This window comes from Paenibacillus sp. FSL R5-0517 (genome assembly GCF_037974355.1).
Classification (GTDB): domain Bacteria; phylum Bacillota; class Bacilli; order Paenibacillales; family Paenibacillaceae; genus Paenibacillus.
The window spans coordinates 3,105,995-3,129,715 of sequence record NZ_CP150235.1; the positions used below are offsets into that span (position 1 = coordinate 3,105,995).

Sequence of the window (23,721 nt, forward strand, 5' to 3'; positions counted from 1 at the left end):
GCGGAGCGTTCACCTAAAAGCTTTCTGAAAGAAAGCTCCACCGGAAGCATACGCTATCCCCGGATTTTCTCCATTAGGAAAAGATTCAAAAAATACGGGGATAACAGTGATCTGAAGATGGTACTGCAATCGGAGTGGCTCAGTGTAAATTTTACAGGTTCAGCTTATATCCTTTGGAGGTAAAACAACAGTGACCATTCGAATTGGGAAAATTAGCTTGTGGCATGTTCACGCATGGGATTACATCAAGCAGGCACAGGAACATGAGGATACAGTCATCGCAGCGGTGTGGGATGAAGATGCCAAGCGGGGACAGGAAGCGGCTGAACGTTTAAACGTACCATTCTATGCTTCACTCGAAGATATGCTGGCTAAGGATGACATCGATGCCGTTATTGTAGATGCGCCAACCCGCATTCATGAAGAGGTGATCACCGCTGCTGCAAAAGCAGGGAAACACATCTTCACGGAGAAAGTTATTGCAGCGACACAAGCGGAATCCAACAGAATCCTTGATGAGGTAAAGGCAAACAAAGTCAAGATGACAGTCTCCTTACCACGTCTGAATGCAGGGTATACGCTCACGATTCAAGATGTACTTAACCAGGGATTGCTTGGCAAAGTGACTTATGTTAGAGCACGTTTATCGCATGGTGGAGCGATTTCGAACTGGTTACCTGAACACTTCTATGATCTGAAGGATTGTCAGGGCGGTGCACTGATTGATCTGGGCTGCCATCCTATGTATCTGGCCAAATTGTTTCTGGGTCAGGAAGTAACAGCGGTTAATGCGAACTTCGGATACATTACAGGCAAAGAAGTGGAAGATAATGCAGTTGCAACCTTGTTTACGGATTCCGGAGCAGTTGGTGTTGTTGAAGCTGGTTTTGTGAATAGCCATTCTCCGTTTACGATTGAGGTTCATGGTACGGAAGGCACCCTTCTCTACGGGACACCTGATGATAAGCTGTTGATTCGTACAAAAGCAGCACAAGGACAGTATGAAGAATGGACTGAACTTCCTTTGGCAGACAAAAGGGAAAGCGCATTCAATCAATGGGTCACACATATACAACATGATACGGATGCAACGGAAAACGTGCAGATCGCTATGGAGCTGACCCGGTTAATGGAAGCCGCGAATCTCTCTAACAAGGAAGGACGCAGAATCACTCTGAGTGAGTTGAAGGGTTAGGTTTTATAAAGGAGGTATGCAAACTTGAGCCTGTATCCTTATGAGAAAATGCTTGAACGGCAGGATCTCCTAGAGAGACTGGATATTGCAATGGTGTGGGGACATTATGAGATTCGCGTAATGCGATTTCATCTGACTTCTTTTCCAGCGGGCCGAGTTGTGGATTTCCATAATCATGCGGAGTTTGAATTTCATTTTATCCCGAGAGGTAAAGGTAAGGTTATTCTCGATGACCAGACACATGCACTCTCGGAAGGTATGCTGTATTTGACCGGTCCGGGTGTCGTTCATTATCAGGAGGCGGATGCCAAAGAGGATATGGATGAACTCTGTCTTCATGTGGATATCGTTCACAAGCCAAGAGAGCATGTCGATCCTTGGGAAGCCGCTGAATCTGAGGAGACGATTGAAAAGCTGAGAACGCTTCCGCATACCCCGGTGAATGATTATCATCGGGCGATGCAGTGTTTTTTGGAAGCCTATGAGGCATGTGATCAGAAATTATTAGGTTATTATACATCGATCAAGCAACTGGTCATTAGCATATTACTCAAAACCGTGCGCGCATACGACACCGGTGGGAATCGACCGGAAGCCCCTGTTCGGGACATGTCGGCGTATCGTTATGAGTATGCAGTGCAGTATATGGAGGCGAATCATCCTACAGCAGTCACGCTGGAGCATGTAGCTGAGAAACTTCATATCAGCAGCAGACAATTGCAGAGAATCTTCTATCAAGTACAGCCTGAGATGCCGTTCAGCCGCGTACTGGAGGATATTCGTCTGCGCGCCGTGTGCCGTAATCTGGAGGAAAGTAATATATCCATCGAACAGATCGCTCTCGCTTCAGGCTTCAATAATGCCAACTATTTGCATGCTGTATTTCGTAAACGTCTGGGGATGACCCCGTCGGCTTTTCGTAAAATGAAACAACCAATACTTAAGTGAGGGTGAATATATATGAGTAAAGTATATCGTATCGGAATTATTGGCTGTGGTGGAATCGCGAATGGTAAACATCTGCCAAGTCTGAGTAAACTGGATAATGTTGAACTGGTGGCTTTCTGCGATATTGTTCAGGAACGTGCAGATGAAGCCAAGCAAAAATATGGCTCTACAGATGCTGAGGTCTACACAGATTATCAGGAACTGCTCAAGGATGAGTCTCTGGATATTGTGCATGTGCTTACCCCGAATATTTCCCATGCCGAGATTTCCATTGCTGCCCTGGAAGCGGGCAAACATGTCATGTGTGAGAAACCAATGGCGAAGACGTCTGCTGAAGCACAACTCATGTTGGAAGCGGCAGAACGTACCGGTAAGAAACTGACGATTGGATACAACAACCGTTTCAGAGAAGACAGTCAATATTTGAAGAAGGTGTGCGAAGCGGGTGATCTGGGGAATATCTATTTTGCCAAAGCACATGCCATTAGACGGAGAGCAGTACCAACCTGGGGTGTTTTCCTGGATGAGGAGAAACAAGGTGGCGGTCCGCTGATTGATATTGGTACGCACGCACTTGATCTGACGCTCTGGATGATGGATAACTATCAACCAAAGGTTGTACTCGGCACGACCTACCATGAACTCTCGCAACGTGAAAATGCGGCCAACGCCTGGGGCCCATGGGACCCGAAACAATTCTCCGTAGAAGACTCGGCCTTTGGCATGATTGTGATGGAGAATGGTGCAACGATCATGCTGGAATCCAGCTGGGCGCTTAACTCACTGGACGTGGATGAAGCCAAATGCAGCTTGAGCGGAAGCGAAGCGGGTGCGGATATGAAGAACGGACTGCGCATCAATGGCGAGAAATTCAGCCGTCTATACACCAACGAGATTGAACTGAGTGCAGGCGGGGTAGCATTCTATGATGGCAAGAGTGAGAGCGCACCGGATGTGGAGATGAGAAAGTGGATCGAAGCGATTGAGAACGATCAGGAGCCAGTCGTTACACCAAAACAAGCGCTCGTTGTATCTCAGATCCTGGAAGCACTCTATGAATCTGCTCGTACAGGCAAGGCTGTATACTTGAATAACGCTAACGAAGCATAGAACAGAACGAAATACAGAAAGAACAGATTACAGAACCCTTTGTCCCGTTATTGTGGACAGAGGGTTTTTGGGTGTTGTGGTTACTAGCTATTGGTCCATACCAGACACTATTTCGGCACATATGCTGAGAGAAAACGGAGTTGAAAAGAGGGTATGTCTTGACTAAACATAAAACGAGTCATGGTGTTTCCATTGTTGTATGTACCAATCGGCCGCAATTTTTTGAGAACATCCTACAGAATTACAGTCGGCAGCATTATCAAAGCAAAGAGCTGATCATTGTTCTGAACCATGACCATATGAATCTGTCATTATATCAGAAACGCGTTCGAAATCTTGCCAATGTTCATGTATACCAAGTTCCGGAGAGCATATCGCTAGGACAATGCTTAAACGCCGGAATAACAAGGACTCGCTTTTCGTTGATCGCCAAATTTGATGATGATGACTACTATTCACCGCATTATTTGGCGGAACAGGTGAGAGAACTCAGACGGACCCAAAGTGATATTGTGGGCAAACATTCCTGTCTGGTCTACCTGGGTGCTTCTAAGACACTATTGGTCAGATCACCTACTGAGAAAAATAAACCGGTTGAATTTGTACAGGGCGGCACGATTTTATTCAAAAGGGAGGTCTTGAAAAAAGTCCGCTTCACGGACCGTTCAATAGGGGAAGATGTAACCTTCCTGAGACAATGCAGAAAAAGAGGATTCAAAGCGTACGCGACCTCACCATTCAATTATGTCTATCACCGTAGACAGAACAAAAAAAGCCATACGTGGAGAGCGGATGATAACTTCTACCTGGAGGGAAGCACCAAACTTGCGGTTACGGACGATTTCAGACCCTTTGCTTGCAAGAAACTATAGAGGAGAAAGAGATGCTTCTGCCCATTGCAGATGCGTCTTTTTTGTGCCCAAAATGGTTCAATTGGGAGGTGGTGAGAAAAAAATATGAATTAACTTGAAAAAAAGTATTGCATATAAGTTTAGTCGGAATTATATTAATGGTATAAGGTCTAGACCATATACAGATCGGAGTGTTTAGATGTCCAGTACGTTTTCATTTCGTTTTGAGAAAGTATCTACCAAAAAGGTTAGTGAGTTCATTAGAGAACAACTGGAAGAAGCCATTATTCTGAAGGAATTAATGAGTGAAGAACAGCTTCCAGCCGAGCGAGATCTGGCAGAGATTTTTAATGTAAGTCGCATTACCGTTCGTGAGGCACTCTCTTCACTGGAAGAGAAAGGTTTGATTGAGAAAAGGGTGGGTGCCAAAGGTGGAACATTTGTATTGCCTCTGACAGCCAATTCGCATAAACGGACCAGAGAAGAGATTAAACGGGATTGGGCACAGATGCTCAAGGTGTTTGAATATCGAACCATCATCGAGCCGGAGGGAGCTTTTCTCGCTGCTGAGCGGATCACCGCAGGCGAACTGGAGCTTCTGGAGAGCTATATGGAGCAAAGTATAGAGCCAGACTGTACAAGGGAATGGTTCAGAGCGCTGGATGTGAAATTTCATCTGACCATCGCCAAAGCTTCCGGGAATCCCTATTGCGAGAAGGCTGTCAGACAGATTCGGACCAAAATTAATCCGGCGCTCGACTTGATGCCTTATGATGACCGGATACGTACGGTCAACCATGGTGTACATATGGAGATTCTTGAAGCACTGAAGGCACATGACCAATTCAAGTCCCGAGAGATGATGAAAAAACATATCGAATTCTCGGCGGATGCAATCTATGCCCGTTTGGTTTCTGAATCGGATGAAAATGAAGGGAATGACAGCGAATGAATCGTTCAGAACTAATACAGCTGGCTCAGCCACTACAAGCCCAGTTAACTGCTTGGCGCAGAGATTTACATCGCCATCCGGAAATCGGTTACGAGGAGCATCGTACTTCCGCTATCGTAGCTGAACATCTGGAGAGCCTGGGTCTGGAAGTTACACGTAATGTGGGACAGACCGGGGTTACAGGCCTGCTTCGCGGAGAGACCGACGGACCAACCTTTGCCTTGCGAGCAGACATGGATGCTCTGCCAATCCAAGATCAGAAAGCAGTGGAGTACCGCTCGCAAGTGGAAGGCAAAGCGCATCTGTGTGGACATGACGCTCACACCTCCATCCTGATGGGAGCAGCTCAACTACTTACTGGACTTGGGAGACCGAAATCAGGCAACATCAAATTCATTTTCCAGCCAGCGGAAGAAGGACTTGCAGGAGCAAGAGCCATGATCCAGGACGGTGTTCTGGAGAACCCGAAGGTTGATGCCATTGCAGGGTTACACATGACCCCTGGACAGGACACGGGAACCTTGGGCGTAAGTCAGGGCGTTGCATTTGCATCAGCTGATCCATTGGTCATCAAGGTGTTTGGCAAGGGTGGACATGCAGCTCGTCCGCATGAGGGCATTGACGCGATTGCGGTATCAGCACAGGTTATCACCGCCTTGCAAAATATCGTCAGTCGGATGGTAGATCCGCTTGAACCCGCTGTAATCACCATTGGCAAAATCACCGGAGGTTATATGGGAACAGCCATCGCCCCGGAAGTGGAGATGATTGGTACGGTTCGTACACTCTCACCTGCCATTCGTGAACAGATGCCAGCTTTGATCGAGCAGGTTGTTAAAGGGGTCTGTGATTCTTTCGGAGCAGGATGCGAAGTTGTCTATGGAGATGGATACCCTGTTGTTGTGAATGATCTTGGCATGGTTGATCTGCTGACAAAGACCTGTGATCAGGTTAATGCGCAGAAGGGATGGAACTATATCAAACCCTCTACAGGGGGCGAGGATTTCGCTTTTTATTGTGAGCAGATTCCGGGTGTGTTTTTCAGACTAGGATCTGGTAATGATGAGGAACGTACTCGTTATCCACTCCACCATCCCATGTTTGATCTCGATGAGACAGCGATGCCATATGGTGTGGGCATGTTGTCAGCAGTAGCTCTTGAATTTTTGGCAAGGAATACAACTTCTGAGGGGGAGCAATGACAATGAAAAAAAGACAATGGACAGGCTTGTGGATCACCTTACTGGCAATCGTAATGGTACTCAGCGCTTGCGGAGGTAAAACGACAAGCACGAATGATAATACCGCAACAGGAGGAACGGACAGTGGAAGTCCAAGTACAACACTGACCATTGCTGCGGCAACAGATATTGAGAGTTTCGATCCGCACAACAACAACAACACTTCTAGTGAAGCGGTTCTGGTGAACGTTTTTGATTATCTGATCAAAAATGACAGTGAACAGAAAAAAGTGGCGGGACTCGCGACATCATGGGATCAGGTTGATGATACAACATGGAGATTCAAGCTGCGTGAAGGCGTAACCTTCCACAATGGCGATCCTTTCACTTCAGCAGATGTAAAATACACGCTGGAGCGCGTAGCCAAGGATGAGACATTGAAACAAAACAGTTATTTCAAAAATATCGTAGAAGTTAAAGCGGTGGATGACTATACCGTAGACATCATCACGGATGGTCCAGATCCGCTCTTGCTGAATCGTTTGTCCAAAATGGGAGCTGGTATTCTGCCGGCAAAATATATTGCGGATAAAGGATTTGATACTTTCCTGAAACAGCCGGTAGGCACAGGTCCTTACAAGTTCAGTAAATGGACCAAAGACGATCGTGTCGAATTGGTGAAAAACGAGAACTACTTCGACGGTGAACCCAAATGGAATGAAGTGGTATTCCGCGTTATTCCTGAAGCCTCCACACGTGTATCCGAATTGCTCGCTGGTGGTGTAGATGTCGCGTCTTCCATTCCGTCCACTGACATTGCCCGGATCGAAGGTGAAGAAGACAAGAAGATTGTCAAAGCACCAATCCAGCGTGTGCTTCAGTTGATCTTCCGTCAGACGGAAGGCAGCATCACGGCTGATCCAAAAGTGCGTGAAGCGATTGACCTGGCGATTGACAAACAAGGAATCGTGGACAGCATTGCCGGCGGGGCAGGTATTGTAACCCGCACATCCGTAACGCCAGGCAACTTTGGTGCTGATCCTTCATTGTACAAAACGTCACTTTATGACCTGGAAAAAGCAAAACAATTGCTGCAAGAAGCTGGCTATGCAGAAGGTGAAGCTGAGATGACCATCTCCGTTTCTGCACAATACAAAGAACAAGCTGAAGTTGTTGCAGCGATGCTGGAACAAGCCGGATTCAAAATCAATCTGGATGTCCTGGAAGCAAGTGCATTCAGTGAACGTTACAGCTCCAAATCATTCAAAGAAATCTTCATGATCGGTATTGGTAACTCCTTGTTCGATGCTTCGAATAACTACAATCGTTATATGTTGGAAGAAGCCAAAGGCGAGTCGGATTACAACAATCCTGAAGTAGAAAAACTGCTTCAATCTGCATTGGTGAATATGGACCCAGCGGCTCGTGAGAAAGAGTATCAGCAAGTACAGCAGATCTTCTCTGAAGAACGCCCAGCCGTATATCTGTACCAAATGGAAGGTGTGTACGGAACAAACGCCAAAGTGAACTTCGCGCCGCGCAGTGACGAGATGTTCTATGCTGACGAGATTACACCTGTTACACAGTAACATCGAGCATTATAACCGGTCATTGAAAAGATAAGGCCGTGAACGGCAGGGACTGGATAACCATGTTCCTGCCGTTCTTTTTCTTAACAAGGGAGGTGAACAAGGAATGGGCAAATACGTACTTAAGTCATTACTGCAGATCATTCCGGTGCTGTTCATTGTTTCATTAATTGTGTTCATTTTGGTTCGAGTCACCGGTGATCCGGTTGCGCTAATGTTGCCTGAAACGGCTACCGCTGAAGATCGTGCTGTCTTGACGCAGGCACTTGGTTTGGACCAGCCTTTATATACGCAGTACGTGAAGTTTCTGGGAAGTGCGATCCAGGGAGACTTTGGTCAGTCTTTTCGCTACAATCAGCCTGCATTAGAACTAGTGCTGGAGAGATTGCCTGCCAGCTTTGAACTGGCAGTAGCCGCCATGTTTTTTGCTGTACTTATGGCTGTGCCACTTGGTGTCATTTCAGCTGTCAAACGCAATACGTTTACGGATCTCATCATTTCCGGAATATCCGTCATTGGTAAGGCCATGCCAAACTTCTGGATGGGGATCATGCTCATCCTCTTGTTCTCCGTCATGTTGGGTGTATTGCCGGTATCCGGTCGCGGAGGATTGTCACATCTGATCTTGCCGGCATTCACGCTTGGCGTTGGACTGGCTGCGCAGATGACCCGGCTGATTCGCTCAAGTATGTTAGAGATTCTGAATCAGGACTATATTCGAACAGCCCGGAGCAAAGGACTGGGTCGGATGGTCGTTATTGTGAAACATGCGTTTCGGAATGGATTGATTCCTGTGGTGACGATCATGAGTTTGCAGTTTACAAGTCTGATCGGGGGAACCTTGATTACGGAAACGGTATTCTCCTGGCCTGGACTGGGTCAATTGCTGGTCGTTGCAGTCAACACACATGATATGGCGATTGTACAGGCCGCGGTGTTTGTCATTGCTTTTATCGTTGTGGTAATCAACATCTTGACGGATGTGGCCTACAGGCTGCTTGATCCGCGCATCAAATACGACTAGAAGGAGGTGCAATCATATGACAGGCAGCAATGAAATGCCAATTCCGGGTACAGAACAGGGACAGGACAATGGGCGTGCACCAACGGGATTTCGTTATATCTGGCAACAACTGATCATCAGCAAGACCGGAATGTTTGGTGCTGTGCTTGTATTGTTGGTGGTGTTAATCGCCATAGGTGCACCTCTATTGACGAGTCATGATCCAGCGGCAGTGAATCCGCTCAATCGCCTTAAACCGCCTGCATGGCTTGAGGGTGGAACGGCCGAATACTGGCTGGGGACCGACAATCTGGGCAGAGACATGTGGAGCCGAATTGTATATGGTGCCCGGGTTTCCTTAATCGTGGGGATGGGTGCCGTGATTGTATCAGGCATCATTGGCGCCATTTTGGGGTTGGTATCCGGATTCTACGGGAAATGGCTGGATGCCATCATCATGCGTGTAGGTGATGCCTTTATGGCGATCCCAACCATTCTATTTATGCTCGTTGTGATGGCGATTGTTGGTCCGGGTATTACAACGCTAATCTTTGTCATCGGGGTGACAAATTGGGTTCCATTCACCCGTGTGGTCAGAAGTGAGGTCCTTAGTATCAAGGAGCGGGATTTTGTTCATGCGGCCAGATCGATCGGTGCGAAGAACGGAAGACTGATTGTGAAACATATTCTGCCGAATATCCTCTCGTCCTTTATCGTGATCTGTGGGATGAATGTGGGCACGACGATTATTATGGAAGCTTCACTCAGTTTCCTGGGTCTGGGCATCAAACCACCTGATGTATCCTGGGGAGGCATGCTCAGTGATGGCAGACAATATGTTGCAACAAGCTGGTGGGTCGCTACATTCCCGGGACTAGCCATTACTTTTACCGTACTCGGTGTTATTTTCCTTGGAGATTGGCTGCGTGATGTGCTTGATCCACGTACGGAGACAACCCAAAAATAAACGGAGAAGGGAGCCATCATTATGAATCAAAGACCAATTATGCCGGAGGATCTGCTTCACTATCGTTGGATAAGTCAGCCTGTTGTCAGCCCGAACGGACAAGTGGCTTATGTGGAACAAACCATTGATCAGGATAAAAACGAATATAACACGCAAATAAGAGGGATTTCGCTCGATGGTGATGAAGATATTGCACTTTCAGATGGTACGAAGGATTCTTCGCCTGCATGGTCGCCGGATGGCACACAACTCACATTCATTCGCTCTGTGGATGGAGGTAAAGGACTATGGGTGCTCGATTCGGATAAAAAAGAGTCTGTCATGCTGATCTCTCCCGCACGTAAGATATTGAATTATATCTGGTCGCCGAACGGGCATTACATTGCGTTTACCAGCAAAGTGCAACCGGAGGATCAACAGAAGACAGCTGATCCCCAACAGCAGTCCGCACCTGCGCTACGAGGTAAGGTTTTTGAGCGTACAACGCCGAAGGCAGAAGGGGCTGGATGGTGGGATGGTCAATACAGCCATTTGTTTGTATATGAGATCGCCAGCGGGGAGATCACGCAGGTAACTTCCGGGCTGTGGAATATCAGTGCTCCGGCATGGTCGCCAGATAGCCAGTATCTTTCCTTCATATCCAAGCAAGTGGAGGATGAGGAACTTGATGCGGATCTGTTGTACTTTACAGATGTATACAGCATTCAATTGGGAGAGAATACGTTCTTCAAAGTGACGGATTCCAGTCTGGCAATTAGCCAGTTTTCCTATTCACCGGACGGGCAGCAGCTGATCTTGATCGCCAGTGATCGTGAGTATGGTAGCGGGAGCCACAACAACTTATACGCTGTCCCTGTTCAACGGGGGGAACCCAGGATAATTGCACCACAGTTAGATATGCAGATTGGTAACGCAGCACTGGGAGATATGAAGTCAGCAGGTGCATCACCTTCTCCTGTCTCGGATATCCATCATCCGGAACGTGGTGTGTATGTACTCGGAACGCATAACGGGAATGTGGACGTGTATCGCATTCAAGAAGATGGAGCTTGTCAATCGGTGACGGACACTCGTGAAAAGGATGTGTATCAGTATACCTTAACGCCAGATGGTACTTCGCTCGTTATCGCTGCGTTGACTGATGAACATCCTGGAGAGTTATATCGCGTGAATATGGATAGTGGTGAGATGTTCAGGCTCACCCGGCGAAATGATGAATTCATGGCGGGTTTAGTTGTAAATGCGCCTGTACGTGTAGAGTTTAAGTCTTCCGATGGATGGCCGATTCAAGGTTGGTTAGCTACTCCGGCAATACGTGGCAACCATGGGAAGCTACCACTCATACTTCAAATACATGGTGGACCTCATGCGATGTATACGGGAACATACAGTCATGAGATGCAGACACTTCTTGCGCAAGGTTACGCTGTGCTGTGGATCAATCCTCGCGGAAGTATGGGATACGGTCAGGAGTTTGCCAGAGCTTGCCGTGGTGACTTCGCCGGAGGCGATTACCGGGATCTGATGGAAGCTGTTGATTATGCATTGGCTACGTATGATTTCCTTGATGCATCACGTCTGGGTGTCGCAGGTGGCAGTTATGGCGGTGTAATGACGAACTGGATCGTAGCACATACGGACCGTTTCAAGGCTGCTGTAACCCAGCGATGTATCTCTAACTGGTTATCCATGTACGGAACGAGCGATATTGGAATTTCCTATGTGGAGGGAGTCATTGGAGGTAATCCGGCGGAAAACGCTGAATTCCTATGGTCTCGCTCACCTCTTGCCCATGCACACCATATTGAGACGCCGCTTCTGATCATGCACGGGGAACAGGACTATCGGACACCGATTGCGCAAGCGGAAGAATTATATACAACGTTAAAACGATATGGCAAAAAGACCAAGCTGATCCGTTATCCGGGCTCCAATCACAGTTTGCTCAAAAGCGGTAAACCATCGCTGCGGATCGATAGCTTCGAACAGGTGAATGCCTGGTTCAATCAGTATCTCGGGAATGAGGAGGGCGAGCAATGAGCCGAACTCAGTTGTCCATTCCTGTAGGGCTTCTTGTAGAGAATGCACTGACAAGTGGTGCAACCAAGGAGAACATGATTGAATGGTTGCAACGTCGTGACTTTTCCCAGTTGCTGCCTCTGGTTAAAGAACCCGCGATGGATTTTGATGAAAGACTACAGACAGCAGCTGATATCGGAGACGACTGGGAGATGGCGATACGTCAAGGTTATGAGTTCAAGTTTTTGCATATTAACGCATTGAAGAGATTGCTCGATTTCCGGTTTGACCGTAAGGTGGATCGGGATTATGTTCAAGACGATCTGTCATTGAAGCATGTTCATCTGACTGAACATGAGATTGAATTGCTGCAATCGTTAATTGGCAGGCAATGGATCGTACACGTAGAAGAAACCGAGGCAGCAGAGGAAGGGAGAACAGACACCGGGTCATCCTCCCGCATTCCTGTCCTTATTCAATTGAAATTCCCATAGTATGACCAACAGAAGCCGCCGTGATCGCGGCTTTTTTGGTATGTACAGTTAGAAATGTGGACGACTGAATTCAAAAAGTTGAAATCGAACTCTGTATGATTTATATTTATATTAAATGATATTATTATCTATCAAAAATGATGGATGTGAAAAGGAGGACATGGGATGTCCATTCAAAATGTTCTGGGGAAAATTCAAATATCGGATGATGTGATCTCCAAAATTGTCGGCAAGATTGCAAATACGACCAGTGAGATTTCCTCCATGTCGACAGGATTTGTAGAAGGGATCACCAAAAAGTGGAGTGGGAAAAGTCTGCAAAATGGCATAGCAATCCGCAATATAGAATCCAGACTGGAGATTAACTTAAAGGTTGTAGTTCGTTATGGAACAAAAGTACATGAAGTCTGCAGGGAATTGCAAAACAATGTGAGAGTGCATGTAGAACAACTGACTGGTCTAACCATTGAAACCGTGAACGTCATCGTTGAGGGCATATCCTTCAATCAACCTGATGTGAGGATGTAGTCCAATTTCAACTACCTGGAGGAGTGACAGCGATGAATAAGATTTCCATAATAAAAGCCAGTCCACAGTCCTTGGTCGGCGGGCAACTGAATCAGATGGCACTTGAATATATGGCCTATTCGCTTGCGGGTACCAAGGATACAAGCATTATAGAAAAAACCTTCAACAAGTTATGGCGTTCGAAACGAAACCGATTCAGTCACGAATACGCTTATGAAGCCAAAATGCAGAACAAAACGCTGGGCATGATCATGTGTTATCCGACCACTCTAATGAACAAGCTCGCTTTGCCAACGTTCACCAAATTGTTTGAACTTCGGAACTGGAGCCTGATTAAGTATAATCTTCAACATTGGAAAGAGTTCTATTCCATGGTGACATTAAAAGAAGCGAAGAACGACGAATACCACATCGGGACATTGGCTACCTTGCCTGAGAGCAGAGGACTTGGTGTAGGGACACAGCTCATTCAATTTGCAGAGGAGCAAGCTGTAATACAAGGTTTCTCCAAGTCTTCACTTACAGTTAAAAGAGAAAATCTACTAGCTATTAAACTGTATGAACGTCTGGGATACCAGAGAGTGGGGGAAATCAACAAACCTTCGCTTTCCCTGTACCGAATGTCCAAAATACTGGTATAGTGTTTCTCTAATACGAATAGATAAAGAAATGGCAGATTCATATACTTAAGCACACATTGGAATATTCGATGGTGTGGGATGCAGGGACGCTTATTGCGTTCCTTTTGTAGTTTTAAGATCATTTTACAAAAAAAGATACTTGACTTTCAGTGGTGTTTAAGCAGGTACTTGACAGGGGTGTGGTATAGTATAAAAAGTTCTTTTAATGAAGAAAGACGGAGAAATATATAATGCGGGGTGTAACCAGTGTATCAATATAAGGACCAGGAATATGAGGCAGTACATTTTGAGGGGCGTGATCTGCGCTATGGAGAACTTATAAGTTGTGTTTTTAAACAATGTACATTTATGAACGCTTCTATGGAAGAAATCGAAACAAGTAATTGCCGTTTCATTGAGTGTGACTTCAAAGGGGCTTCCATGAATGGATCAATTCATACAGAATCGGCTTTTGAAAATTGCTTATTTGGTGGTGCGAATCTATTTGCTTCCAAATTCAGTTCTTGCAAGATGACCGGATCGGACTTTTCGGGTGCGCAAATGGATGGCATTACACTAAGTCACGGCGATTGGTCTTATACGAATCTGAGACATACCCGATTAGGCAAACAGGACTTGCGAGGAATTCGTTTCTTTGAAGCTGACTTTACGGACACGGATTTCACCAAAGCGGATTTGAGAGACTGTGATCTTACCAGAGCCGTATTAAGCAGAGCCAAGCTGCAAGGGGCCGATCTAAGAGGGGCTAATCTGGAAGGTATCGATCTGAAATCACTGGATATCAAAGGGGTACGATTGGATCGTGAACAAGCCGTTCTGTTTGTGCGCTCGTATGGTGCGAAAGTAGATTGAGTTGAACATATGCAGCATGAAGCCGCCGTTAAGGCGGCTTTTTGACTATAAAGCTTTCACATTTAAGAAAATAGGAGGGAATAATAGATATAAACAAGAAGTAGTTAACATAAGTTTCAACTAAATGAAGTTTATCATGACCGTCACATTAATTATTATTGTTGCTGTTATTGTCTTTGGGCTTATAACGAAAGTAAAAGACAGAATCACTTGGTTTGGAGGATATTTTTTTGAAATTAATTAAAACATATGATGTGGAACTAAGTGAAGAATGGTCAACTCTTCTTCAGGAATTACTTGTTGCAAGCTTTCCAGAGGTTTATCCGAAAGACAGATTGTTCTTTAAGCAGATACCACAGAGTAGGGTATTGGCATTTACCCCAGATAACCAACTCGTTGGGCAAGTGGGACTGGATTACAGGATGATGAATTTAAATGGAACACCGATCAGAGTGATGGGGATCATCGATTTGTGTGTTTCTCCAGCTGCTCGCGCTCAAGGAATCGCTTCATTGTTAATTTCCGAAGTGGAGAGGATGGCTAAAGAGCGTGTTGATTTTGTCCTTTTATTTGCGGATCATGAGGAATTGTATCGCAAAAATGGATTCAAAACGGTAAGCAACACATGTACGTGGTTGAAAATTAATCATGAAACCTTAACCACAGTTGGAGTAGGGACTCAAAAGGTGGAGGGGTTAATGATTAAAGAGGTTGGAAGCCGGCTATGGGAAGAAGGAGAACTAGATTTCTTAGGATACTTATATTAATCAAGTTGGTTGTGCGATGAGGCTCTATCTGCTTTCTCGCCTTGACCCGTGTTGTTGTTCCATGTTAAGTTTTCTGTATTAAATTTTAAGCTTCGAAAGGGTGATAAAGGGATGACAGAATTAGAGGTTGTAGATGTTTATGTGGACCTGTCAACGAACTTGAACAATGGCATGGTTCACAATATAGCTAATCAGAATCCGACACTTTATCCTCCTATGCATAGATCTACTTGGCGCTGAAGGTTATATCGCCAGGTTTCTTTATCGTATAAGCGAATCTAAATTCTGATTATGTTCAAATATTAAAGTGAGGGAATCCATGCCAGGTTCAATGGTGAAATCCCGTCAGTTTACTTTTATATTTCACATAAAAAGGATGATCAGCATGTCTTTAATTAACGTTACCAACCTGACCTTTGCCTATGATGGCAGTTACGATAATATATTTGAAAATGTTAGTTTTCAGTTAGACTCCGATTGGAAATTGGGTTTTACCGGCAGGAACGGCAGAGGCAAAACGACATTCCTCAATCTGTTGCTCGGTAAATATGAATACAGCGGACATATCTCTGCGAATGTTAGCTTTGAATACTTTCCTTTCCAGGTAGAGAATAAGGAAGCCATGACAATCGATGTCATCGGCGAGATTCATCCTGAATATCTGCACTGGCAAGTTGTGCGCGAGTTTAACCTGTTGAAGGTGTCGGAAGATGTATTGTATCGGCCTTTCGACACGTTATCCAATGGAGAACAAACAAAGGTGATGCTGGCTGCCTTGTTTCTGAAGGACAATCGGTTTCTGCTTATTGATGAACCAACCAATCATCTTGATCTTCATGCGAGACAAATCGTAGGTGATTATCTCCGCAGCAAGAGTGGATTTATTTTGGTGTCTCATGATCGATCCTTCCTGGATCAAAGTGTAGACCACATCCTTTCCATCAATAAGAGTAACATCGAGATTCAGAAAGGCAATTTCTCCGCCTGGTGGGAAAATAAACGAAGACAGGATCAGTTTGAACTTGCGAGTAATGAGAAATTAAAGAAGGACATCAAACGTTTATCCGATTCAGCCAAACGGACCGGTGGATGGTCGCATGAAGTCGAAAAGACCAAAAATGGTACGAGAAATTCCGGTTCCAAGGTGGATAAAGGATATATTGGGCACAAGGCTGCCAAGATGATGAAACGTTCCAAAAATATTGAACAAAGGCAGCAATCTGCTATTCAAGAGAAATCCAAACTTCTCAAAAATATTGAGAGTGCAGAATCTCTGCAGATCCATCAGCTGGATTTTCACAAGAATGAACTTGTAGAATTGGAACATGTGTCGATATCGTACGGGGCCAATACGGTGTGCAAGGATGTCAGTATGACGGTTGAAAAAGGAGATCGTATTGCCCTTTACGGTAAAAATGGATCTGGCAAATCCAGCATTCTTAAACTGATCTGTGGTGAAGATATTGCTTACACAGGTCTTTTGCGTAAGGATCATCAGCTTAAAATCTCGTATGTGTCGCAGGACACGTCCGATCTCGAAGGCCAATTAGCTGAGTACGCGGCGATACAGGGGATAGATGAGAGCTTGTTTAAATCGATACTTCGAAAGTTGGATTTTTCCAGACTGCAATTGGACAAAGATATCTCAACGTTTAGTGCAGGTCAAAAAAAGAAAGTGCTCATTGCCAAAAGTCTGAGTGAGAGGGCTCATCTGCACATTTGGGATGAACCACTGAACTTTGTAGATGTCATCTCACGTATGCAGATCGAAGACCTGTTGCTGGAATATACACCGACCTTGCTTTTTGTGGAGCATGATCGTGAATTTTGTACCAATATTGCAACAAAAATTATTGAACTATAAGCAACAGCAACAGACTGCGTTAAAAGGTTACGATGCTAAGAGCCGCCGAATGGCGGCTTTTAAGCTTTATATGTACAGCAAGAGTATAGCAGATAGCGTGTAACGTTCAGACTTCGATATGGTGAGAATGTATGCTATAATTTTATAGTCTAATCCAATCATATGATGGATGAACAGATCAATTATTGAACTATACTCGCTAAGAGGTGTAATACCAATGAAAAAGGAAATGACCACAATCAAACAAACCAGGCTCAATTCCATTTTGGACGAGGCCACCAAATTATTGATTGAAAAACCGAATGCATCCATGAATGAAATTGCCGAATCTGCAAAAATCGGGATCGCTACCTTACATCGATATGTGGAAAGCCGCGAACAGCTCATGGTTCATCTGGGGTTACGGGCAATCGAGGTGGTCAGTGAGACCATGCAACAAATTCAACTGGATGAAGAGCACTGTGAAAAGTACATACCTGAGCTGATCGAGGCGCTGATTCCATTAGGCGACAAAATATATTTCCTGGCTCATGACACCACCATTAACTATAATCCAGAGATTGAGGGAGCAGATCTGAAGCTGAGAGAACCGGTACTGCATGCGGTCGGTCTGTTACAGCAGAAAGGTTATTTCCGCTCCGATCTTGATAAAACCTGGATTGTCGATGTGCTGTATTCCATCATGTTCCTGACGTGGCAGCAGGTTGTAAGTGGTCATATCGCGAGAAAAGCAGCTCCAGCGCTTGTAGTAGACACGTTTTATCATGGTTTTAAGCAGCACTAGGTCAGCGCCAATAGAAGGAAAAACATTAGATTTTAATAGTGAAAACACGCTCAAAACAGTCAATCGTATCGTTAGATATGCAGACTCCTTTGAGGGTGTTTTTTTGCGTTTGCAACAGCTTTTCCCAGTGTACAGACATCATGGACTTGATTTTTACTAATATTCAAATATTAACAGGGTTCAGAATTTAAGATTTCAAGTTTACAAAAAATGATATAAATTTCTAGTAGATTCAAATCATTACCAAATAAAGACAAAATATTCAGACGAGGGGGACAGACAGAACGACCTGCAATTATCCAGTTCAGAATCAGCTCAAGTACTCATTCCATCAACCCAAATCAGGAGGGATTCCATGCTTTACACCATTATTGTGCCAGTCAACCAGGACTATAACATTTTGAACCTGTTCACAGATTCGTTGCTTCGGACGGTAAGCCCATCCACTCAGATTATTTTTATCAACGACGGTTCCGGCTCAGCAGTCTTTCAACATCTGGATAAACTGAAGCAAGAAGTAAAAGAAGGTGTGACCATCGAGATTCTTCAGCATGATTTTCCACTCGGTTGCGCCGTGTCGATTAATAGCGCACTGAGCCTTGCCAAGGGAGAGTACATTTTCTTCCTGGATTCTGACACGATTCTAGAGCCGAACTGGCAACCGATGATGAAAGAGACACTGGACAGCGATATTACAATCGGCATGATTGGAGGCGTTCTGCTGTATCCGCAAACCGGAGGTGTACAGCACTGCGGCATTGCTTTTGCAGACACCATCGGTCGACACCTGTTCCTGAACGCATCCCCTGATGATATCCCAAAAGAAACCTTCTCTGTTCAACTAGTGGTGTTTGCCATGTTCGGCATGAAGCGGGAGGTCTACGAGACCATCGGCAACCTCGATGAGAAATTCTTTAACGGGTACGAGGACTTTGATTATCAGATGCGGGCACGAGCTGCCGGATACGATACAGTCATTAATCCGAATATTCAAGCCTATCACTGGGAACGCAGCAGCGGCATTCACCGGAACTTCAACCGCAAGAACAATCTGGCACGCTTCTGGAAAAAGTGGGGCGGTCAAATCGAGGCTGATGTGTGGCCTTTCGTTTTCAGTCATCTGAAAGCGCAGCTAGAGAGTCAAGCTGAATACCAGCATCTGCCGATTGTAGGCATTGACCTTGCCGAGGTTCGCAGTGATGCGGATACATTCTGGACCAAGTTGGAGGAAGCTGACTTTGCCAATGTAACCGAGGTGCGTGACTATTCCAATCGCTTCAATTCCAACGGGGCCATCTGGCTGCCACAGGTACTGGGTAAGGAACTGATTCATAGTGAGAATCGGTTACTGTTCTTGGTGGACAATTTCGCCCGTTTATTAGAGAACCGCTACTGGATAGAGATGAGACATGCTCATCGAGCCAAGGATCTGATCATTGATCTGTATGGCAATGTAATTACGATGGATCGCATCTACGATGGATGCTGGCCTGGAACCAAAGTACGGTAATCTACGCACAACGAAAATAAACAGGGAGGTACTTAAGGTGAAAGAAAAAGAGAGCACGCTCGATCGTGCCGTAAGATTTACCCGTAATCTGGAGTGGTTGGAGCAAGTCGAAAAGGTAATTCCGAGCGGATGCAGCACTTTAGCCAAAGCACCTGAACGTTTATTTCCGGGGCATACACCCGTATGCTGTGCAGAGGCCTACAAATCCCGATTTACAGATATCGACGGTAATGAATGGCTGGATTGCGAAATGGCCATGGGTACGGCGTCTTGGGGCCATGCGAGGCATGAAGTCCAACTAACCGTCATTCACCAGCTGAAAAAAGGGACAAGCTTTTCGGTACCGGCCGACATCGAGCTTGAATGCGCCGAGTTAATTTTGGAGCGGTTCGAGGGTCGTTATCCGTCGCTGCGCTTCACCAAGAGTGGTGCGGATGCAGTGAGTGGGGCCGTACGACTTGCTCGTGCCGCAAGTGGCAAGAGCAAGGTTATTGCGACGGCTTATCATGGGTGGCATGATTGGTCCGCATACGGTTATTATGGTGGCCAGACGAAAGAACGGGGCATTCCAGTAGATATCGAGCGTTCGACAATCTGGGTCAACAAACCTACTGCAGAACGAATTGAGGCCCAGATTACCTCATCTCCCGAGGATATCGCATGTATTGTTTTATGTCCCAACGAGTGGAAAAGGGACGCACTGGAAGAAGTCGTGAACCTATGCCGGTCTCTGGACATCATTATCATATTCGATGAGGTTACTTCCGGTATTCGAATGGGCAAACAGGCTACAGCAGGAGAATATGACATCTGGCCTGATCTGCTCTGTATCTCCAAAGGTATGGCAAACGGTTTACCGCTCGCAGCGGTTTTGGGGCCTGAGCACTTGATGTCTCTGTCGGGACAAGTCCGATTCAGCAATGCCCATTCCAGCGAAACAACAGCGCTCGCGGCAGCCATTGCCTGTGAACGATTAATGAAAAATGCGAAAGTATGGCCGACCTGGCGTGATCCGGCAACCCGGATTATGGATCGTCTGGCATCTGAACTTGTGTTACTTGGATTAACGGATCAATTGGAAGTGAAGGGGACGTATGCGAGCTTCTGCATTCAATCCTTGGCCGAGAATAACTTTCAAACGGACCCTTTCCGCGAGTTCATGGTGAAGAGAATGGCTCACTTCGGCATTTTCACCAAAGGTTACTTTATTTTCTCGGATGCCCATACACGGGAAGAATTGCTGTGGGTTGAGGAAGCACTGTTACAGACCCTGTCAGACTGGAAAGAGATTCAGAAGCAGGAACATCTCCATTCGATGCAATTATCGAAAACGTTTGAAGTCTAATCCATAAATTAGAAATCACAATCAACTAGGAGGAATATTCAATGAAAGCACTCGTATATCAGGATCTCAAACAGGTGACTTATCAGGAGATTGAGGAGCCAACCATTCAAAAGCCAAACCAGGTGAAAATCAAAATCTATGGTTCAGGTATCTGTGGTACAGATCTGAACATTGTCAAAGGCAAAGTACCTGCCAATAAAGGCACGATTATCGGTCATGAGGGTGTGGGCACCGTTGTTGAGGTGGGTGAAGAAGTTCGCGGTTTCAAGATTGGCGATCGGGTATTGGTTGATCCCACGCAATCTTGCGGAACCTGCTCCTATTGCCGTGAAGGTCTGTTCATCTACTGCGAGAATTTTGATGACTATCAAGTAGGGATGACGACACATGGAACCTTTGCTGAATATTTTGTTGGGGACGAAAAGTATATCTATGCCATCCCGGATTCCATGAGCTGGGAAACGGCCATGATGATCGAACCACTGGGATGTGTGCTTCAGACGTTCATGAAAGCAGGGACTAAGCCAAGCGACGCTGTGCTGGTCCTCGGTTCAGGTGCAATCGGTTCCCTGTGTCAGCTTGTGAGTAAACGATTGGCAAGGCTTACTGTAGGCACGGAAGTTGATCCATATCGCAAAGAGTTCGCTTCAGGGATCGCAGATCATGTGTTCTATCCTCAGGATCTGACACTGGATCAAGTATACGAGATCAATAATAACAAGAAGTTTGATATTGTGGTGGACGCGGTTGGTAACCAGCTTCATGTGGGATTTGAGATGATTGCCAAAGGTGGAAAGATTATTCCGATGGGATATGACGACAGCTATGAGGTGACTTTCAAATCAACAGCCGTGATTAATGATGGCATCAGTATCATTGGTGCAGTTGCTAACCACTCGATGATCAGCACGGCACTGAAATTTGCCCAAAGCATCCCGGAGCTGGAACAAATGGTGACAGCCAAAGAACTGCTGAGTGATTATGAACGGGCCTTTAATGGAACGATTGGTTATGACATGCATACTGGAGAGAAATTGCCGATGAACTCGGTCAAAACAGCTCTTATCCTATAAGAGGTACTATAGGCATGTAGACATTAGCGGGTTTGCCGCTGCGAGAAGTTGTAATTCGCAGCGGTGAAAACCGCAGAAGGAAGGGATATCGATTGAAATTGCTTCAAGATTTGCCGAAGAATCCACGCTACTCCATTTTACTCGAACCGGTATGGGCCATTCCGGGCACGATCGTTCTCTTCTACGCTCCTTTATATATGAAGGAAGCCGGACTTTCGGATATCGAAATCGGTTTAATCAATTCGGTGAATCTTTATTTTGCTTTTATCTTTCAATTGTTTGCGGGTTCCATTACCAATAAGCTGGGGCGTAAACGAACAACGCTGATCTTCGACCTGCTTGCCTGGAGTGTTCCTATGTTCATCTGGGCTTTCTCCCAGAACTTCTGGCTGTTTCTGATCGCCTACTTGCTTAACGCAACATCGAAGTTTGTAACGGTTGCCTTTAACTGTCTGATCATAGAGGATGTTGAGGAACACAAACGATCCAAGGTATTTGCTATTCTCAACATGATTATTACAGGAGCCGGGGTACTTACGCCAATTGCAGGAGTTGTTATAGCTGATTTTGGAATTGTACCTACACTGGCCAGCATTTACTTTGTCGGGGGCATCCTCATGACGGCCATGTTTTTCATTCGTAATCGATACACGGATGAGACCGAGGTTGGTAAGGAGCTTATGGGATTGCATAGTAAAACTCGCGTGCTTCAGAGCTTGGGAGCCAGTCTGCGCCTGTTCGGCAAATCGTTCTATAAACGAAGACTGTTCCCGATCATTCTGATTACGGTGTTGTCGAATCTGATTTTGCAGCTGAATTTCTTTCAGGTCATTTTCTTCAAGGAACAGTTGAAATTCGATGACCGTGTCATTTCGTTTATCCCAGTGGTGACTGCGGTAACCGTCATGCTGCTCTATCTGGTCATTATTCCGCGACTGAAACGGCGTTCGGAAGAGAAGTATGTTGGTTTTTCCATTGTGCTTAGTACGGCGGGGGCCATTCTCTTTCTGTTGATTCCGGTGGGGAATATAGGCATGTTGTTTCTCACGCTAATCGTGCTCGCTGCGGGTAACTTCATTTTGCAGACGTATCGAGATTCCCTGCTGATGAACCGATTGGGGACGCATGAAAAAGCCGACATGTTCTCGGCTGTGCAGACGGTTATGACGTTAACAGCTATTCCATCGGGTTACCTGACGGGCTTGCTCTACCATCACAATCCAACGCTGTTGTTCAGTGTCATTCTTGGTCTATACATCGTACTCATGATCATCATGTTCTTCCTGCCTGATCCACAAAAGCACTCCCAAGTGCTGAAACCTTACAAAAATATGTAGAAGAAGGGGTTTTCTGTATATGAATCGAATATGTAGTACAGAAAAAACTAAAAATTAACTTCACTTGGGAGGATACGGAATGACGAACATAATGACAACAGAAGCGCGGAATCAGTGGAGCTGGATGAACGAGCCCGAGAGCTGGTCCTACACGGATCAGGGAGGTGTGGTGGTGGAAGCGAAAGCGGATACTGACTTTTTCCAGGACCCTGCGGGCAAGCATATTCGTGCAACTGCACCCTTCCTGTCCATGCCTGTACCTAGTGACTTCGAAATCACAACCCAGTTAACCGTAGATATGAAAAATCAATATGATTCCGGATGCCTGATGGTCATGGCGGATGATCTCAATTGGTGCAAAATTTGTTTTGAGTATGATGGAAAAGCACCTACCATCGTGTCGGTGGTCACACGTGATGGTTCATCCGATGATTGTAATTCGGTTGAAGTCTCTGTATCTAATCCCTATCTGCGTATACGCAAAGTAGAGGACTGCATATCATTCTTTTATTCTCCTGATGGGGAAGAGTGGAAACTTATTCGATATTTCGGCATGCCGACACAAGGGGAACTTCGAGCTGGATTAGTTGCACAATCGCCGACTGGAACGGGCTGTACATGTCACTTTTTGTCTGTCAATGTTACTCGTCCGGACTTGACTGCACGCTTCTAATCCGCTCCCCCGGCCGATCATTGGAGGGAGAACAGGTT

General features: G+C 45.7%; 22 protein-coding genes. All 22 read left to right on the forward strand.

Annotated elements, in window-relative coordinates; translation table 11 throughout:
- The first annotated feature begins 190 nt into the window (after positions 1–190).
- The 22 genes from MKX40_RS13890 to MKX40_RS13995 all read left to right on the forward strand — a co-directional run bounded on the left by MKX40_RS13890 (position 191) and on the right by MKX40_RS13995 (position 23,683).
- Positions 191–1,195, forward strand: a complete 1,005-nt coding sequence (locus tag MKX40_RS13890; protein ID WP_339242399.1) for a Gfo/Idh/MocA family oxidoreductase — start codon at positions 191–193, stop codon at positions 1,193–1,195.
- A gap of 24 nt (positions 1,196–1,219) precedes the next feature.
- Positions 1,220–2,143: an AraC family transcriptional regulator gene (locus MKX40_RS13895; RefSeq protein ID WP_339242402.1), complete on the forward strand. Its 924-nt coding sequence runs from the start codon at positions 1,220–1,222 to the stop codon at positions 2,141–2,143.
- A 12-nt stretch (positions 2,144–2,155) separates the two neighbouring features.
- Entirely contained in the window at positions 2,156–3,253 is a 1,098-nt protein-coding gene (locus MKX40_RS13900; protein WP_339242404.1) for a Gfo/Idh/MocA family oxidoreductase, read from the forward strand.
- Between the two features lie 158 nt (positions 3,254–3,411).
- Positions 3,412–4,125, forward strand: a complete 714-nt coding sequence (locus tag MKX40_RS13905) for a glycosyltransferase family A protein (protein WP_339242406.1) — start codon at positions 3,412–3,414, stop codon at positions 4,123–4,125.
- Between the two features lie 178 nt (positions 4,126–4,303).
- Positions 4,304–5,056 (forward strand): FCD domain-containing protein, encoded by a 753-nt coding sequence (locus MKX40_RS13910; RefSeq protein ID WP_339242408.1) that lies wholly within the window; start codon positions 4,304–4,306, stop codon positions 5,054–5,056.
- Positions 5,053–6,258, forward strand: a complete 1,206-nt coding sequence (locus MKX40_RS13915; RefSeq protein ID WP_339242410.1) for a M20 family metallopeptidase — start codon at positions 5,053–5,055, stop codon at positions 6,256–6,258. Before MKX40_RS13910 ends, MKX40_RS13915 begins: the two co-directional genes overlap by 4 nt.
- A gap of 2 nt (positions 6,259–6,260) precedes the next feature.
- The gene (locus MKX40_RS13920; RefSeq protein WP_339242412.1) at positions 6,261–7,826 is read left to right on the forward strand and encodes an ABC transporter substrate-binding protein; all 1,566 of its coding nucleotides are present in this window, start codon (positions 6,261–6,263) and stop codon (positions 7,824–7,826) included.
- Between the two features lie 106 nt (positions 7,827–7,932).
- The gene (locus tag MKX40_RS13925; RefSeq protein ID WP_017688654.1) at positions 7,933–8,850 is read left to right on the forward strand and encodes an ABC transporter permease; all 918 of its coding nucleotides are present in this window, start codon (positions 7,933–7,935) and stop codon (positions 8,848–8,850) included.
- A gap of 16 nt (positions 8,851–8,866) precedes the next feature.
- Positions 8,867–9,796 carry an ABC transporter permease gene (locus MKX40_RS13930; RefSeq protein WP_339242414.1) on the forward strand — a complete coding sequence of 310 codons (930 nt, stop codon included), beginning with the start codon at positions 8,867–8,869 and terminating at the stop codon, positions 9,794–9,796.
- 21 nt (positions 9,797–9,817) lie between these two features.
- Positions 9,818–11,836 carry a S9 family peptidase gene (locus MKX40_RS13935; protein WP_339242416.1) on the forward strand — a complete coding sequence of 673 codons (2,019 nt, stop codon included), beginning with the start codon at positions 9,818–9,820 and terminating at the stop codon, positions 11,834–11,836.
- Positions 11,833–12,309: a hypothetical protein gene (locus MKX40_RS13940; protein ID WP_339242418.1), complete on the forward strand. Its 477-nt coding sequence runs from the start codon at positions 11,833–11,835 to the stop codon at positions 12,307–12,309. The genes MKX40_RS13935 and MKX40_RS13940 overlap by 4 nt, the downstream gene beginning before the upstream one ends.
- Before the next feature lie 165 nt (positions 12,310–12,474).
- Positions 12,475–12,837 carry an Asp23/Gls24 family envelope stress response protein gene (locus tag MKX40_RS13945; RefSeq protein ID WP_339242420.1) on the forward strand — a complete coding sequence of 121 codons (363 nt, stop codon included), beginning with the start codon at positions 12,475–12,477 and terminating at the stop codon, positions 12,835–12,837.
- 32 nt (positions 12,838–12,869) lie between these two features.
- Positions 12,870–13,478: a GNAT family N-acetyltransferase gene (locus MKX40_RS13950; protein WP_339242422.1), complete on the forward strand. Its 609-nt coding sequence runs from the start codon at positions 12,870–12,872 to the stop codon at positions 13,476–13,478.
- Positions 13,479–13,724: 246 nt separating this feature from the next.
- Positions 13,725–14,330: a pentapeptide repeat-containing protein gene (locus MKX40_RS13955; RefSeq protein ID WP_339242423.1), complete on the forward strand. Its 606-nt coding sequence runs from the start codon at positions 13,725–13,727 to the stop codon at positions 14,328–14,330.
- A 230-nt stretch (positions 14,331–14,560) separates the two neighbouring features.
- A complete protein-coding gene (locus MKX40_RS13960; protein WP_339242425.1) occupies positions 14,561–15,097 on the forward strand; it encodes a GNAT family N-acetyltransferase in 537 nt (178 codons plus the stop codon).
- 385 nt (positions 15,098–15,482) lie between these two features.
- Entirely contained in the window at positions 15,483–16,961 is a 1,479-nt protein-coding gene (locus tag MKX40_RS13965; RefSeq protein ID WP_339242427.1) for an Lsa family ABC-F type ribosomal protection protein, read from the forward strand.
- Between the two features lie 217 nt (positions 16,962–17,178).
- Complete coding sequence (locus MKX40_RS13970; RefSeq protein WP_339242429.1) at positions 17,179–17,745, forward strand: helix-turn-helix domain-containing protein; 567 nt, start codon at positions 17,179–17,181, stop codon at positions 17,743–17,745.
- Positions 17,746–18,100: 355 nt separating this feature from the next.
- Entirely contained in the window at positions 18,101–19,255 is a 1,155-nt protein-coding gene (locus MKX40_RS13975) for a glycosyltransferase (RefSeq protein WP_339242431.1), read from the forward strand.
- A gap of 37 nt (positions 19,256–19,292) precedes the next feature.
- Positions 19,293–20,600, forward strand: coding sequence for an aminotransferase class III-fold pyridoxal phosphate-dependent enzyme (locus MKX40_RS13980; RefSeq protein ID WP_339242433.1), 1,308 nt, complete (start codon positions 19,293–19,295; stop codon positions 20,598–20,600).
- A gap of 41 nt (positions 20,601–20,641) precedes the next feature.
- Positions 20,642–21,673 (forward strand): alcohol dehydrogenase catalytic domain-containing protein, encoded by a 1,032-nt coding sequence (locus MKX40_RS13985; RefSeq protein ID WP_339242435.1) that lies wholly within the window; start codon positions 20,642–20,644, stop codon positions 21,671–21,673.
- Positions 21,674–21,765: 92 nt separating this feature from the next.
- Complete coding sequence (locus tag MKX40_RS13990) at positions 21,766–23,010, forward strand: MFS transporter (RefSeq protein WP_339242437.1); 1,245 nt, start codon at positions 21,766–21,768, stop codon at positions 23,008–23,010.
- Between the two features lie 79 nt (positions 23,011–23,089).
- Positions 23,090–23,683, forward strand: coding sequence for a DUF1349 domain-containing protein (locus tag MKX40_RS13995; protein WP_339242439.1), 594 nt, complete (start codon positions 23,090–23,092; stop codon positions 23,681–23,683).
- The last annotated feature ends 38 nt before the right edge of the window (positions 23,684–23,721 follow it).